Origin of the sequence: Litorilinea aerophila, from assembly GCF_006569185.2 — a bacterium.
In the GTDB taxonomy this organism is placed as follows: domain Bacteria; phylum Chloroflexota; class Anaerolineae; order Caldilineales; family Caldilineaceae; genus Litorilinea; species Litorilinea aerophila.
On record NZ_VIGC02000011.1, the window covers coordinates 15,496 to 28,518 of the forward strand.

Consider the following 13,023-nt stretch of genomic DNA (forward strand, 5'->3'; position numbering starts at 1 on the left):
AGTCCTGGTCCTAATTCCCCACCACTCAGCCGTTCATCAAGGGGTTTACTCCAGAAAGCCCAGATTTCACCAGATTCGCCAGAAGAGCCATCAGCGGGCCGACAGCGGATGCCCCTCCTCCACTGTGTTCTCCAGGCCTCGATAAAAGATCTGCACCAGACGACGAAAGCTTTCGTCACAGTCCAAAGAGAGGCCAAAACCACCGGCAATCTCCAGGGTGGCAAAGCCGTGGACCACACTGCGCAGCCCCCGCACCGCGTGGAGGGCATCATCCCCCGTCAGCCCAAAGGAGGCAACCACCGCCAGGGCCACGTCCACCACCTGCTGCTCCAGGTCATGGAGCTCCTGATCCCCGGGCTGGCCTGCCGCATAACGCAGGCCAGCCATGTACACGCCCGGATGAGCCTTGATGTAATCCCGATAGGCCTGGGCCACGGCCATCACCGCCTCCGGGCCGGCCTTCCCAATGGCCGCCGCCGTCAGGGCATGAGCCATCTGCCGGAGGTTGAGCAGAGCCAGCTCCCGCATGAGCCCGCCCAGCCCCTCCACGTGGTTGTAGAGGGAGGGCGGCTGCACGCCCAATTCCCTGGAGAGCCGGGCCAGGGAAAGGGCATCGACCCCCTCCTGGTCGACCAGCCGGGCGGCTGCCTCCACCACCCCGCCCCGATCCAGCCGTCTGCGCCGGCTCATCCCACCACCTCCGCCGGCTGGGACCACACTTCGGCCAGAAAGCCGCGGATCAGCTCACCGGCTATCCCGGGCATCTCCGCGTGGGGATAATGGCCGGCCCCTTCCACCAGGTGGCAGCGAAAACCCAAGGCGTCGGCCACCCAGCGGGCCTCGACGCCGGGATCGCTGAAGTCCGGGTCCCGGGTGCCCATGAGGACCAGGCCAGGCGCCTGGACCCGGGGAATGCGCTCTTCCGAAGCCCGCTTGGAGGCGAAAATCATCTGCCGCAGGGCTTCAAAGCGGCCGGGCTCCTGCAGATTGGCCCGCAGCGCCCCGGCATAGGCCTCATAGTCCGCCGGCTTGCGGCTGGGATAGAGGCTGCCATAGTACCAGAGCCATGCCGCCGGTCCCCAGGGACGGCGGAAGAGGGCGCCGTATACCGGGCGGTGCCACCACAGGGGCTCCCCCCGTACGAAGGGACCAACCAGCACCAGGCCAGCAACCAGCTCCGGCGCCTCCGCCGCCGCCCAGACCGCGGCGCCCGCCGCCATGGAGGTCCCCACCAGGACCGCCGGCCCTCCATCCAGCGCGCGCAGCAGGGCCACCAGGTCGCTGCCCACCCCGGCCACCGAGTAATCGGTCCAGCCCACACTGCTTTCGCCATGGCCCCGCACGTCCAGGGTGACCACCCGGTAACCGGCATCCACCAGTTGAGGCACCAGGTAGCGATACTCGGCCCGCAGGTCGCCCATGGAGGGCACACACACCACCAGGGGTCCCTCTCCCTGGTCGTCGTAGGCCAGGAAACCATCAGCAACATCCAGATATCGAGTTGACATGGGATTCACCCTCCTCAGGGAGATAGATGGGGCTTCCGTACAGAAAGCACAGATTTCGCAGATGGACACAGATTTTGCCAGATTGCGCTCTGGAAGCCTCTGCGTCGAAACATGCCTTCCTTCCAGGGAAACCAAATTCAGCAGTTCACGGTTTCGACGCGGAGCGGGACAGCGCCGCATCTGAGAATACTCACTCCGCAAATGGGCAACAATCGTGAAGTGAAGTACTGAATTTGCATTCACCAACGAACTAACATAGTTAGTATTATAACTAACCTCATTAGTTTTGTCAAGCCCCAAGTTTCGGACGGTGTGGTTCACAATCGTCGGGGTCACGGACAGAGCGAGCCCTGTCCCTACGTCCTGCACCGACGATCTTGAACGATCCCCATTTCTGACTTTTTGCTCGGCTATCTTTTCACTTTTCAGACATGCCTGGCTGTGTCGCGTTCCTGCAGGTGGGCGAGCAAGGCGGTGGCGTAGGGCATCCAATACAAAAACGCCCTGGGCGGAATTTCCCCAGGGCGTTGGCGAAAGCGGACAGACCGTTTCGGCTTTCCAGCAGGCTATTGTCGCTGGAGCCGACGAAGTTCAGACAGGGCTTTGGAGGCAGCCAGGGGCACGCCTACGCTGGGCTCCGGGCCTTCCAGGGCTTGAAAGACGGGCCGAACCAGGTCGGCGGTGCGTTCCAGCAGGTAATTTTTGGCGAGCAAATCGTGGAGGACGTGGTGGGCTCCTTCGATCATCAGGGAGGAGAGGGGACGTTCTGCCAGGGCTTCCAACAGGGGCTCCAGGCCGGCCTGTCCCAGGGCAATCAGGGCTTCCGCCGCCAGCCAGCGAACGCTGAACTGGTTGTCCTCCAGGGCCTCGATCAGGGCCGGGGCCGCTTTGGGGCTGGCAATTTCCCGCAGTGCCTTGGCAGCTTCCCAGTGGGAGGGGCCATCGTCCTGTTTCAGAACCTGGATCAGGGCATCCACCGCGGGCTCGCCAATGCGAACCAGTTGGATGCGGGCCTTCTGACGTACCAGCCCATCCGCGTTGCGCAGGGCGGCAATCAAAACCTGGATATTCGCCTGTAGTTCCTCATGAGATTCCATGGCTATCATCCTCCTTCGTCAGCCTGGCAGGCCCATCGCCTCTCCAGGGGCCTGGGCCAGGAAGGGGAGTCCGTCTCCCGACTTCCTGGCCTGCGCCCGTGCGAAGTGCCCAAAATCTTTACTGAACGTCCAACAGCTCCACCTCAAAGACCAGGGTGGCGTTGGGCGGGATGACGCCGGCGGCACCCTGGGGACCGTAGGCCAGCTCCGGCGGGATGATCACCTGGCGCTTGCCGCCCACCCGCATGTCGAGCAGGCTTTCATCCAGCCCGGGGATCACCTGGCCGACGCCCACGGTAAACTCCAGGGGCTCGCCCCGATCCAGCGAGCTGTCGAACTTACCGCCGTCCAACAGCCAGCCGGTATAGTCGAGGGTAACCGTCTGGCCCCGCTGGGGTGTGGCGCCGTCGCCCACCTGGAAGTCTACAAATTTCACGCCGTTGGCGGTGACGCTGTAATCCCCCTCGTCCACGGCGGTCGGTTTCTCCGGCGCGCCGGGCCGAACTTCGAGTAACTCCACGTCGAAGATCAGGGTGGCGTTGGGCGGGATCACATTGCCCGCGCCCCGCTCGCCATAGCCCAGCTCCGGGGGGATGGTCAGGGTTCCCTTGCTGCCCTCCCGCAGGAGGGCGATCCCCTCGTCCCAGCCCTGGATCACCTGGCCAGCACCCAGCACGAACTGGATGGGCTTGTTGCGCTGGTAAGAACTATCGAAGACGGTACCGTCGGTGAATTTGCCCGTGTAGTGGACCACCACCACGTCGCCAGGCTGGGGCCGGGCACCCTGGCCGGCCACGGTTTCGGTATAGGTTACACCGGTTTGTTGCGTCAAAACATGGCTCCTTAATCCATGAGAGTTGGGCGAGCTTCTCGCCCACGAAATCGAATGGGGTCCGTGTGACTTCAGCCCGTGGGGGTCAGGCTCCCCTGGCCGGCAGGCAGCTCCACGACCTTTTCGACCGTGTCGTAGAGCCGGAACCCTCGGGCCTGATAGTTCTGGAGCGCCCGGGGATGATCCAGGGTACAGGTATGCACCCAGACCCGGCGGGCGTCCATCTCCCAGGCACGGCGAATGGCTGCCGTCAGGAACAGACCGCCGATGCCCCGGCCCACAAAGCGGGGAAGCAGGCCAAAGTAGGCAATCTCCACCTGCTGGCCGGGCTGCTTTTCCAGTTCCACGTAGCCGGCGGGCGTATCCTCCAGGTAGGCGATCCAGGTCTCCAGCTCCGGCCGGTCCAGGTAGGCGAGCCATTGATGGTCGTCCCAGCTCAGCCGCTCGTACCAGTGCCAGTCTGCGCCCACGGTGGTGTAGAAGAAGCGGTTCAGCTCCGGGCAGGGAATGCGCGCCTGGCGAATCGCCAGGCCGGGCACCGTCCGTTGGGCCGGCACCAGCTCATCGGGGCTGGTCATCTCCAGGTAGTAGATGGTCACAAGTGTCGGCGTACCCATGGCCTCCACTTTATCATGGCTGGCGGGAAAGTACCAACCATTCCTTCGCTTGATCAAGGTTCCACGCCCTGGCCAGAGGAGTGCAACGGGGTAAAGTCCTTCTTGTGGGCGGCGCTTGTTGACAGCTTTCGTCTCCTGGCGTGAAAATACCCGTATGGACACGCACCCTCATCACTCCCTGGAAGAAGTACACGAAAGTGTTCCCGTCCCCAGCGGTGGTTCCTGGTGGCGGCGTTGGCTGGCCATTACCGGCCCGGCTTTGATGGTCTCCGTAGGCTACATGGACCCGGGCAACTGGGCCACGGACCTGGCCGCAGGCAGCCGCTACAACTATCGGCTCATCTGGGTCCTGCTCATGTCCAACCTCATGGCCGTGCTCCTGCAGAGCCTGGCCGCGCGCCTGGGCATCGTCAGCCGCACCGACCTGGCCCAGGCCAACCGGGAAGAGTATCCCAGCGTGGTGAACATTCCCCTCTACGTCCTGGCCGAGATCGCCATCACGGCCACGGACCTGGCCGAGGTGATCGGCTCTGCCATTGCGCTGAACCTGCTCTTCGGCCTGCCTTTGCTGTACGGCGTCCTGCTCACTGCGCTGGACGTCCTGCTGCTCCTGATCCTGTCTCATTACGGCATTCGCCGCCTGGAAGCGGTCATCACTTCCCTGGTGGGTACCATCGCCGTGGCCTTCCTCATCGAGATCTTCCTGGCCCGCCCCGAGTGGGGCGGGGTGTTGCGGGGGTTCACGCCGTCCCTGCCCGACGCCACGGCCCTCTACATCGCCATCGGGATTTTGGGCGCGACGGTGATGCCCCACAACCTCTATCTGCATTCCTCCCTGGTGCAGACCCGCAAGATTGGCCGGACGCCCCGGGAGATCTGGCAGGCCATTCGTCTGAACACCTTCGATTCGGCCATCGCCCTGAACGCGGCCTTTTTCGTCAACTCGGTCATCCTCATCGTGGCTGCGGCGGTCTTCTATCGCACCGGCCACAACGAAGTAGCCGAGATTCAGGATGCCCATCGCCTGCTGGAGCCATTGCTGGGCACAGCCCTGGCGCCCATCGCCTTTGCCGTAGCCCTGCTGGCCTCCGGCCAGAGCTCCACCATTACCGGCACCCTGGCCGGCCAGATCGTGATGGAAGGCTACCTGCACTGGCGGATTCGCCCCTGGTTGCGCCGCCTGTTGACGCGGCTGTTGGCCATTGCTCCGGCCGTCTTCGCCATCCTCCACTTCGGCGAGCAGTCCACCGGCGAGCTGCTGGTCCTGAGCCAGGTGGTGCTATCCCTCCAGCTTCCTTTCGCCACCATCCCCTTAATTCACTTTGTGGCCGACCGCCGTCGCATGGGCGAGTTTGCCATCTCCCGGCGGCTGCAGGCGGCGGCCTGGGTCGTGGCCGGCCTGATCGTGGCGCTGAACATGAAACTGGTCGTCGATGAGATCCAGGGCTGGTTGACCAGAGCAGGGGACCGCGCCTGGCTGCTGTATGCCAGTGTGGTGCCCCTGAGCCTGGCCTTGCTCCTCCTGCTGGCCTACATCACGGTGCGCCCCTGGCTGGATAGCCGCTTGGGGCGGGCCGGGCAACCTCGGGGCACCGACCTGCATCCCCTGCCAGCCCGGCCAGCGCCCCAACTGGCGCTGCCACCAGCCTACCATCGCATCGCCATCGCCCTGGATTTTGGGGAAGGTCAGGAGCGGCTGCTCAACGAGGCCCTGCGCTTTGCCCGCTTCAACCACCCCCACTACTACCTGCTCCATGTGACCGAAAGCCCGGCGGCCCAAGGGCTGCGGGACAACGCGGCCGATCGGGAGATCCAACGGGACCGGGAGCGGCTGGCCGCACTGGCGGAGATGCTACAGGCCAGAGGCTTGACCGTCACCTGCCATGTGGGCACCGGCGACCCCGCCGGAGAGCTGGCCCGGCTGGTGAACGAAGTAGGGGCAGATCTGCTGATCGTGGGTTCCCACGGTCATCGAGGCGTGGCGGATGTCCTATACGGCACCACCATCGACCGGTTGCGCCATTTGGTCCGTGCCCACGTGCTCATTGTATCTCGGGAATAACAAGGTACTTGACAGGGACGAGCGCAAGTACCGGGAAAAACCAAAGTCAACAGATTCTCATGTCGAAGATCAAATCAAGGAGAAAGAGATGTACGAACATCGTCGTGAGCCGCTACTTCCCCTGGGCCGCTTCCTCTGGCGACTGTTCTGGCATGCGCTCGTCTCCACCGGTGTGGTCAGTCTTTCCTTGGGAATCGGCGTTGTGGGATATCATGTGACCGAACAACTCTCCTGGCTGGATGCGCTGTTGAATGCATCCATGATCCTGACCGGCATGGGCCCTGTCAATCCCATGACGACCGTTGCCGGCAAACTCTTTGCCTCTGCCTATGCCCTCTATTCGGGCGTCGTATTTCTGGCTGTTACAGCCATCATGATGGCTCCCCTGGCCCACCGGTTGCTCCACCGGCTTCACCTGCCTATCGAAGAGTGATGTCACCAGCTGGAATTCACGCCTCGTCCGCCCCCTGGACCCAGATGGGGCTGGACCAGGCCCGCTGGCCGTTGCGCTGTTCCACCCGCACCCGGTAGTGGGTCTCCTGGGTCAAAGGCTCGTCGTCGGTGACGGTGAAGGTGACCGTATAGCCGGCCTCGGGGATGACCCGGTGCAGTTTGGCTTTGTGGGCGAAGTGATAGTAGGCATCGCTGCCTTCTGCCCGCTCTGGCTCCAGGCCGGTGGCATCCCGCAGGAAGTGGATGCACTCGTCGCGGTACCAGAGCAGATGGCTGCGCATGGACAAAGCTGAGACCGGGGCGGTCAGCTCCAGGCCATTCAAGCGCAGCTGGACCAGGGATTCTGGGGTGGCTTCAAACTCGAAGAGGGTCGCGCCCTGCATGGGACGCCCCACATGCTCCTGGCGGCTGACCATGTGGAACCAGGCTGTGTCTCCCTCCAGCCGGGGCACACCCTGCCAGGGCGAGATCCAGCAGGGCTCCCATCCCACCATGCGCCCGTCGCCCACCGTCAGTTCGCCGTCCCAGTGATGCTCCGGTTTGGGCAGCTCGTTGGGGCGGGGGCCCCAGCCCACTTCCAGGCGCAGCTTGTAGCGGGTCCGCTGTCCAGGCTGGGGCTCGGACCACTGCCCCTGGTGGCAGTAGGTGGCCCACACCCGGCCGTTGCGTAAAATTTCGATGCGGTCGATGGCATCCGAGCCGCGCACGGTCACGGCCAACTCTCGCCTGGGCGCATGGCTCAGGATGCTGCCCATGCGGGCGCCGTTGCAGGTGAACTCCAGCTGGATACGGTCACCCGTCACCCCGTAGACCCGGCGGGCCAGGAAAGCCTCCCAGAGCCCTTCCCGGCTCAACTCGCTGGCCCAGCAGCCCATGAGCCCCTGTCCCCAGTGGCCTGGCATGTGGGTCCAGTTGTCGGTGGAGCAGATGGCCCCCAGGTGCAACCCCCGGTCCAGCGCCTCCTGATAGGTGCCGCCACCGACCCCCGGGCCCATGTGGGCGTTCTGGCGCAGGCCGATCCACTCTTCGTCAGTCTCCGAGCACCCGTGGATGGAAAAGAGTTCGGCAAAGGGGCTGAGCCGTTCGTCACAGTGGCGCCAGTCCGGCGCGCGCTGACCCACCAGGTAGCCGGTGTGGTGGGGGATGGCGATGGCCCGGATGGGCAGCTTGCGCAGGAAGTCGTACAGCGCCGGCAGGGTGTCTGCATCGCACAGGGGATGGCCTTCCTCCTGGTAGACCACGTTGTGGTCGCCCCAGCGGCCGTTGCCCTGCCACTCGTAGCCCGGAAAGGCCACGAACTCCCCCGGACGATTCCATTTGGCCGTGGCGATCTGGAACTCTCGCCACTCCTGGGCCATCAGCGCCGCGTCCTTGGGCCGCTCCAGGTGCACGCCCCGGTAGTTCTGGCCGGCCGTGCCTGTCTCTTCGGAGAGGTGGCCGCCGACCGTGGCCAGCGCCGGCCCCTGCAGATGGGGCTTGGGGGGCACAAACTCGAAGAAGCGCATGTAGTAGGCGCCGGTGTAGAAGTCCAGATGGCGGCTGGCAAAGTCCAGGATGTCCACCAAGGGCGGGTCCTGGCCGCCATGCTGATAAGAATTGTGATGAGTCTCTCCCCAGAACAGTTGATAGGTCATGACTTCTCCCTGCTGAACTCATGAAATACCGCCCACATCCGGCCTCTACCCCCAATAACGCCGACCCCACCCATTCCGTTCACCCACCCAATCACCTGATCACCCCTCATACCGCGCCAACGCCCGATACAGAGCCTCCGCGCCAAAGCGGATCGCCTCCACCGGTACCCGCTCGTTGGCCCCGTGGACGGTGGCATTGGCGTTGAAATCGGCCGGGAGCTTCAGGGGGAGGAAGCCGTAGTTCTGGATGCCCAACCGGGCGAACATGCGGCCATCGGTGAAGCCAGCCACCATGCTGGGAATGGGCACCCCTTCGGGATCCAGCTCCTGCAGGATGCCAGCCAGCAGGGGGAAGAGGCCCATGTCCACTCGATCCACGCCGGGGTCGTGGCGGATGACTTCGAAAGTGAGGTCGTTGCCCAGGAGGGCGTGGAGCTCGGTCATCAGGTCCTGGGGGGTGAAACCGGGCAACAGGCGGCCATCCAGCTCCAGCTCGATGCGGCTGGGGATCACGTTGGTCTTGGCGCCGCCCCGCACCACAGTGGCGTTGACCGTGTTGTGAAGGAGCGCGTCCAGCAGCCGGTGCTGGCGGATGCCCCGGTCGGCCAGCTCGTCCAGCACGGCATCGGTCTGGGCGGGGTCCAGCAGGCGGCGCAGCAGATCCCCCTCGGTGGGGCTGGCGTGCTCGGCCAGGCCCTGGATCATGCGCTCCATCACCGGCGTGATGTGCACCGGCAGTCGATTCTGATCCAGGCGGGTGAGCAGGCGGCCCAGCCGGGCCATGGCGCCGCCCCGCAGCGGGGTAGAACCGTGGCCGCCGGGCCCGCGCAATTCGGTGCGCATCCAGCAGACCTGCTTCTCTGCCACCATCACCGGGTAGTAACGCCGGCCGAAGAGGGTCTGGGCCGTGCCGCCGCCTTCGCCGATGGCGTAGGCGGCCCCGGCAAATTGCTCGGGGTGTTCTTCCACCAGGAAGCGGGCGCCATAGTCGCTGCCCGCCTCCTCGTCGCTCATGATGGTCAGGATCACATCACCGGCCGGGCGCACTCCCTCCCGCCAGGCCCGCAGGAACGCGGTCACCATCATGGCCACCCCGCCCTTCATGTCCAGCGCGCCTCGCCCCCAGACGTAGCCGTCCACCAGCTCGGCCGAGAAGGGCGGATGTTCCCACGCCTGCCCGGCGGTGGTCACCACGTCCACATGGCCCTGGAGGACCAGCCCCGGCGCCTCGCCCCGGCCGGGCAGCCGGGCAATCAGGTTGGGCCGGTTGGGATCCCTGGCCAGGATGGTGGCTTCCACACCGGCCCGGGTCAACAGCTCCCGGAGGAAGGCGATGCAGGCGGCCTCATTGCCGGGCGGGTTGGTGGTATCGAAGCGGATAAGGGTCCGCAGCAGTTCAATGGGATCCAGGTCTACAGTCGCCGTCATCTCGATGATCCTCACTCCCCCAATCTGCAATCTTGAATCTTCCACTCAAACCGCATGTTCTGCGATCCACTCCTGGGTAATCTCCAGGCCGAAGCCCGGCGCGTCGCTGGGTACCAGGTAGCCGTTTTCGATAGCCGGCGTACCGGGCAGGCGGGTCATCTCGGCCAGGGGTACGCCCGGCGGGGAGACGCCCTCGGAGCGTTCGCCCCAGGTGACGGCGGGCATGGCGTAGGCCAGGTGCTGGCCGAAGGGGTAGTTCATGCCCGCGTGGGGGATGACCTCGATGCCCATGGCCTCGGCCAGGTGGCAAATCTTGACCACGCCGGTGATGCCCCCGCACCAGAGGATGTCCGGCTGGAAGATGTCCACCAGGCGGCGGCTGGCCGCAGCGGCAAAGGTGTGGGGCAGGTACCAGTGTTCGCCGGCGGCCAGGGTCTGCCAGGGCAAGCGGCTGCGGACGGCCTGGTATTCGTCCAGTCGTTCCGGCGCTACGAACTCCTCGATCCACCGCAGGCGATAGGGGCGGACCAGCTCCGCCAGGCGCAGGGTGTAGTCCACGTCGGTGGACATCCAGCAGTCCAGCATGAGCTCCACCTGGTCGCCCACCAGCTCCCGGGTGCGGGCCACCAGCTCCACGTTTTTGTGCAGGCCGTCCAGCCCATCCTGGGGGCCCCAGGGGGTGAAGATCTTGGTGGCCTTGAAACCCAGCTCCAGGTACCACTCGGTGTCGAAACCGGTGGCGTAGCAGAAGATCCGCTCCTTCTGGGGGCCGCCCAGCAGCTCGTAGACCGGCCGCCCCAGGAGCTTCCCCTTCAGGTCCCACAAGGCCACATCCACCGCGCTGAGGGCATAGCTGGCCAGGCCGGCCGGTCCATAGGCCATGCTCATGCGGGCCATCATGTCCCACAGCTTTTCGGTGGCCATGCAGTTCTGGCCGACCAGGGCGGGCGCGAAATGGTCGTTGATGATCGAGACCACGGGGTTGCTGTGGACGGTGAGGCCGAAGCCCCAGGTGCCATCCTCGGCGGTGACCACCACCGCGGCCCGCTGCCACATGCGGGGAAAGCCATGGCCGCGCGCTTCAGGATAACGGTTCACCGGCCGGTTCATCTCCAGGGTGTTCGCCCGGCTGGGCGAGCGGGGTGTCGTGGTTGGGCGTGGCGTGACGTCGATGGTCAACGCCCGGACTTCTTTGATCTTCATGGTTAGCGTCCCTTGGGCATGAAGGCGGAAAGCCCCCCATCCACCGGAAGCACCTGGCCGGTGATGTGGGCGGCGTGGTCACCAAGCAGGAAGCAGACCAGCGCAGCCACTTCTCGCGCGTGGCCGGGGCGGCCGTTGGGCACGTCGGCGCACTGGGGGAAATCGGCGGGGTCCGGCGGGTAGGGCGCGTCCGCGGGGAGGGTCCAGCCGGGCGCTACCGCGTTGACGGTGACGCCATGGCGGGCCAGCTCCACGGCAAAGGATTTGGTCAGGTGATTGATGCCGGCTTTGGCCACGCCGTAGACGCCCTCGCCCGGCACGTAGTTGAGGCTGGCCACGCTGCTGACATTGACGATGCGCCCCCAGCCCCGCTCCACCATGCCAGGCGCCACGGCGCGGATGGTCAGGAAGGTCCCCCGCAGGTCGGTGTGGATCAGCCGATCCCACTCGTCATCCTGCAGCTCCAGCAGGGGCTTGTCCACCCAGTCGCCGGCGTTGTTGACCAGGATGTCGATGGGGCCCAGGGCTTCCTCCACTGCGGCGCAGAGGGCGGCCGGTCCCTGGTGGGTGGACAGGTCCCCCTGGACCGCGGTTGCCCGGTGGCCGGCGGCCCTCATGGCGGAGACCAACGTCTCTGCCCGGGTCCGATTGTGATGGTAGGTGACGGCCACGGCAGCGCCTTCCTGGGCGATGGCCCAGGCCATGGCTGTCCCCAGCCCGCCGGCGCCGCCGGTGATGAGGGCAACTCGTCCTGTCAGTGTCATGAAATCTCCTTTCGGCTAAGGAAGGACTCGCTTGGGTATTTTGCAGACCATGGTATAGGCCGGGTCGTAGATGTTGCCCAGGTCATATTCCACCGTCTGCCCCATGAGGATGTGCGCCCCCACCGGGTCCAGGCCGTAGCCTTCCTGGAGCCAGCGCAACATTTCGGTGGTGGCATGTTGGGTGGCCTGGTCCAGGGGGCGGGCGTTGCCCACGGTGAAGATGTAGTCGTTGTTCTCGCCCCGGGGCCAGAAGCATCGCTGCCCCTTGCGCAGATCCACCGTAAACTGCACGTCAAAGGAAATCTCGATGCCGGTACCCACGATTTCGCCGTCCCCCTGCAGGGCGTGGCCATCGCCGATGTGGAAGAGGGCGCCCTCCACGAAGACCGGGAAATAGACGGTCACCCCAGCCACGAAGCCCCGGTAGTCCATGTTGCCGCCGTGGGGGCCGGAGGTGGCGGTGGAGATGGCCTGACCGCCGGCCGGGGCCACGCCGAAGCACCCCACCATGGGGGCCAGGGGAAGTTGAAGCCGCCCCAGGCGGGTGTCCTCGGGATCGATGAGGGTGGCGGTGCCCGCCGCGTTGTTGATGGCCCAGGTGGCCAGGGCCTGGCTCTCGTCGGCCGGCCAGGGCATGCCAGGTACATATTCAGGATCCACCACGTTGGCGGCGACCACCTTACGGCTCCAGCCGGTGGGCCGGTTGGGCGTCAGCCGGTCCAGGTAGACGATGAGGGTGTCCCCTGGCTCCGCGCCTTCCACGTAGAAGGGGCCGGTCATGGGGTTGCCCCGGGGGGTGATGGGTTGACCGCTGGCGTCCGCGCCCCGGGCGTCCACCGTGGTGGTGATCACCGTATCGCCGGGCGCGATGTGCAACACCGGGGGATGGGAACCGATGGTGTTGAAGTAGTGGGTGGGTGTAAAATGATGGGTCGCCATGGATCTTCTCCTGGAATCTCAGTTCTTGGAACGGATGAAAGCCGTGGTCAACCTGTAGGGACAGGGCGAGCCCTGTCCGCTTGCCCTGTCCAGGGTGCAGGCGGGGCAAGCCTCGCCCCTACCAGTAGAGGACCACGTCGTCCCCCTCCTGTTCCACCTGGTAGGTACGCACCCGCAGGGTCTCGTCGTAGAGGGCCCGACCGGTTTTGATGTCAAACTCCCACTGGTGCCAGGGGCACTTGATGATTTCGCTCTCCCGGTCGTAGGCCACCTGGTAGACGCCCGGGGAGACCACCAGGGGACGGAGCCGGCCATGGCAGAGGGGGCCGGCCCGGTGGGGGCAGTAGTTGAGCAGGCCGTAAAAGCGACCCGCCACGTTGAAGATGCCGATCTCCCGGCCGTTGATGTTGACGATCTTGCGGGAGCCCGGCGGCAGTTCGTCCACATGGGCCACCACCTGGCGCCGGGATGCTTTGCGGTTCATGG

Annotated in this window: 13 protein-coding genes; 2 read left to right on the plus strand and 11 right to left on the minus strand. The window is 65.3% G+C overall.

Annotated elements, in window-relative coordinates:
- Positions 1 to 90 precede the first annotated feature (90 nt).
- From FKZ61_RS10100 to FKZ61_RS10120, 5 genes are all read right to left on the minus strand, one after another.
- Positions 91 to 690, minus strand: a complete 600-nt coding sequence (locus tag FKZ61_RS10100) for a TetR/AcrR family transcriptional regulator (RefSeq protein ID WP_141609996.1) — start codon at positions 688 to 690, stop codon at positions 91 to 93.
- Positions 687 to 1,508 (minus strand): alpha/beta fold hydrolase, encoded by an 822-nt coding sequence (locus FKZ61_RS10105; RefSeq protein ID WP_141609997.1) that lies wholly within the window; start codon positions 1,506 to 1,508, stop codon positions 687 to 689. Before FKZ61_RS10105 ends, FKZ61_RS10100 begins: the two co-directional genes overlap by 4 nt.
- Positions 1,509 to 2,074: 566 nt before the next feature.
- Positions 2,075 to 2,605, minus strand: a complete 531-nt coding sequence (locus FKZ61_RS10110) for a HEAT repeat domain-containing protein (RefSeq protein ID WP_170199528.1) — start codon at positions 2,603 to 2,605, stop codon at positions 2,075 to 2,077.
- Positions 2,606 to 2,723: 118 nt separating this feature from the next.
- Positions 2,724 to 3,437 carry an FKBP-type peptidyl-prolyl cis-trans isomerase gene (locus tag FKZ61_RS10115; protein ID WP_141609999.1) on the minus strand — a complete coding sequence of 238 codons (714 nt, stop codon included), beginning with the start codon at positions 3,435 to 3,437 and terminating at the stop codon, positions 2,724 to 2,726.
- Between the two features lie 71 nt (positions 3,438 to 3,508).
- The gene (locus FKZ61_RS10120) at positions 3,509 to 4,054 is read right to left on the minus strand and encodes a GNAT family N-acetyltransferase (protein ID WP_141610000.1); all 546 of its coding nucleotides are present in this window, start codon (positions 4,052 to 4,054) and stop codon (positions 3,509 to 3,511) included.
- A 154-nt stretch (positions 4,055 to 4,208) separates the two neighbouring features.
- On the opposite strand from FKZ61_RS10120, the gene FKZ61_RS10125 reads away from it, so the two are divergent.
- Complete coding sequence (locus tag FKZ61_RS10125; protein WP_141610001.1) at positions 4,209 to 6,116, plus strand: Nramp family divalent metal transporter; 1,908 nt, start codon at positions 4,209 to 4,211, stop codon at positions 6,114 to 6,116.
- Between the two features lie 88 nt (positions 6,117 to 6,204).
- Positions 6,205 to 6,549, plus strand: coding sequence for a hypothetical protein (locus FKZ61_RS10130; RefSeq protein ID WP_141610002.1), 345 nt, complete (start codon positions 6,205 to 6,207; stop codon positions 6,547 to 6,549).
- Positions 6,550 to 6,565: 16 nt separating this feature from the next.
- Here FKZ61_RS10130 and FKZ61_RS10135 read toward each other — a convergent pair whose 3' ends face one another.
- The 6 genes from FKZ61_RS10135 to FKZ61_RS10160 all read right to left on the minus strand — a co-directional run bounded on the left by FKZ61_RS10135 (position 6,566) and on the right by FKZ61_RS10160 (position 13,021).
- Positions 6,566 to 8,203, minus strand: a complete 1,638-nt coding sequence (locus FKZ61_RS10135) for a DUF3604 domain-containing protein (RefSeq protein WP_141610003.1) — start codon at positions 8,201 to 8,203, stop codon at positions 6,566 to 6,568.
- Between the two features lie 99 nt (positions 8,204 to 8,302).
- Positions 8,303 to 9,631: a M20/M25/M40 family metallo-hydrolase gene (locus tag FKZ61_RS10140; RefSeq protein WP_141610004.1), complete on the minus strand. Its 1,329-nt coding sequence runs from the start codon at positions 9,629 to 9,631 to the stop codon at positions 8,303 to 8,305.
- A 45-nt stretch (positions 9,632 to 9,676) separates the two neighbouring features.
- Positions 9,677 to 10,834: an enolase C-terminal domain-like protein gene (locus tag FKZ61_RS10145; protein WP_141610005.1), complete on the minus strand. Its 1,158-nt coding sequence runs from the start codon at positions 10,832 to 10,834 to the stop codon at positions 9,677 to 9,679.
- A gap of 2 nt (positions 10,835 to 10,836) precedes the next feature.
- Entirely contained in the window at positions 10,837 to 11,598 is a 762-nt protein-coding gene (locus FKZ61_RS10150) for an SDR family NAD(P)-dependent oxidoreductase (RefSeq protein ID WP_141610006.1), read from the minus strand.
- A 15-nt stretch (positions 11,599 to 11,613) separates the two neighbouring features.
- Entirely contained in the window at positions 11,614 to 12,537 is a 924-nt protein-coding gene (locus FKZ61_RS10155) for an acetamidase/formamidase family protein (RefSeq protein WP_141610007.1), read from the minus strand.
- A 118-nt stretch (positions 12,538 to 12,655) separates the two neighbouring features.
- Positions 12,656 to 13,021 (minus strand): Rieske (2Fe-2S) protein, encoded by a 366-nt coding sequence (locus tag FKZ61_RS10160; protein WP_141610008.1) that lies wholly within the window; start codon positions 13,019 to 13,021, stop codon positions 12,656 to 12,658.
- Between the last annotated feature and the right edge of the window lie 2 nt (positions 13,022 to 13,023).

What these genes read in the sequence shown, in the direction of transcription:
- FKZ61_RS10100 (WP_141609996.1), bottom strand. Translation starts at nt 690, where the DNA reads ATGAGCCGGCGCAGACGGCTGGATCGGGGCGGGGTGGTGGAGGCAGCC.
- FKZ61_RS10120 (WP_141610000.1), bottom strand. Translation starts at nt 4,054, where the DNA reads ATGGGTACGCCGACACTTGTGACCATCTACTACCTGGAGATGACCAGC.
- FKZ61_RS10150 (WP_141610006.1), bottom strand. Translation starts at nt 11,598, where the DNA reads ATGACACTGACAGGACGAGTTGCCCTCATCACCGGCGGCGCCGGCGGG.
- FKZ61_RS10155 (WP_141610007.1), bottom strand. Translation starts at nt 12,537, where the DNA reads ATGGCGACCCATCATTTTACACCCACCCACTACTTCAACACCATCGGT.
- FKZ61_RS10145 (WP_141610005.1), bottom strand. Translation starts at nt 10,834, where the DNA reads ATGAAGATCAAAGAAGTCCGGGCGTTGACCATCGACGTCACGCCACGC.
- FKZ61_RS10130 (WP_141610002.1), top strand. Translation starts at nt 6,205, where the DNA reads ATGTACGAACATCGTCGTGAGCCGCTACTTCCCCTGGGCCGCTTCCTC.
- FKZ61_RS10125 (WP_141610001.1), top strand. Translation starts at nt 4,209, where the DNA reads ATGGACACGCACCCTCATCACTCCCTGGAAGAAGTACACGAAAGTGTT.
- FKZ61_RS10105 (WP_141609997.1), bottom strand. Translation starts at nt 1,508, where the DNA reads ATGTCAACTCGATATCTGGATGTTGCTGATGGTTTCCTGGCCTACGAC.
- FKZ61_RS10135 (WP_141610003.1), bottom strand. Translation starts at nt 8,203, where the DNA reads ATGACCTATCAACTGTTCTGGGGAGAGACTCATCACAATTCTTATCAG.
- FKZ61_RS10160 (WP_141610008.1), bottom strand. Translation starts at nt 13,021, where the DNA reads ATGAACCGCAAAGCATCCCGGCGCCAGGTGGTGGCCCATGTGGACGAA.
- FKZ61_RS10110 (WP_170199528.1), bottom strand. Translation starts at nt 2,605, where the DNA reads ATGGAATCTCATGAGGAACTACAGGCGAATATCCAGGTTTTGATTGCC.
- FKZ61_RS10140 (WP_141610004.1), bottom strand. Translation starts at nt 9,631, where the DNA reads ATGACGGCGACTGTAGACCTGGATCCCATTGAACTGCTGCGGACCCTT.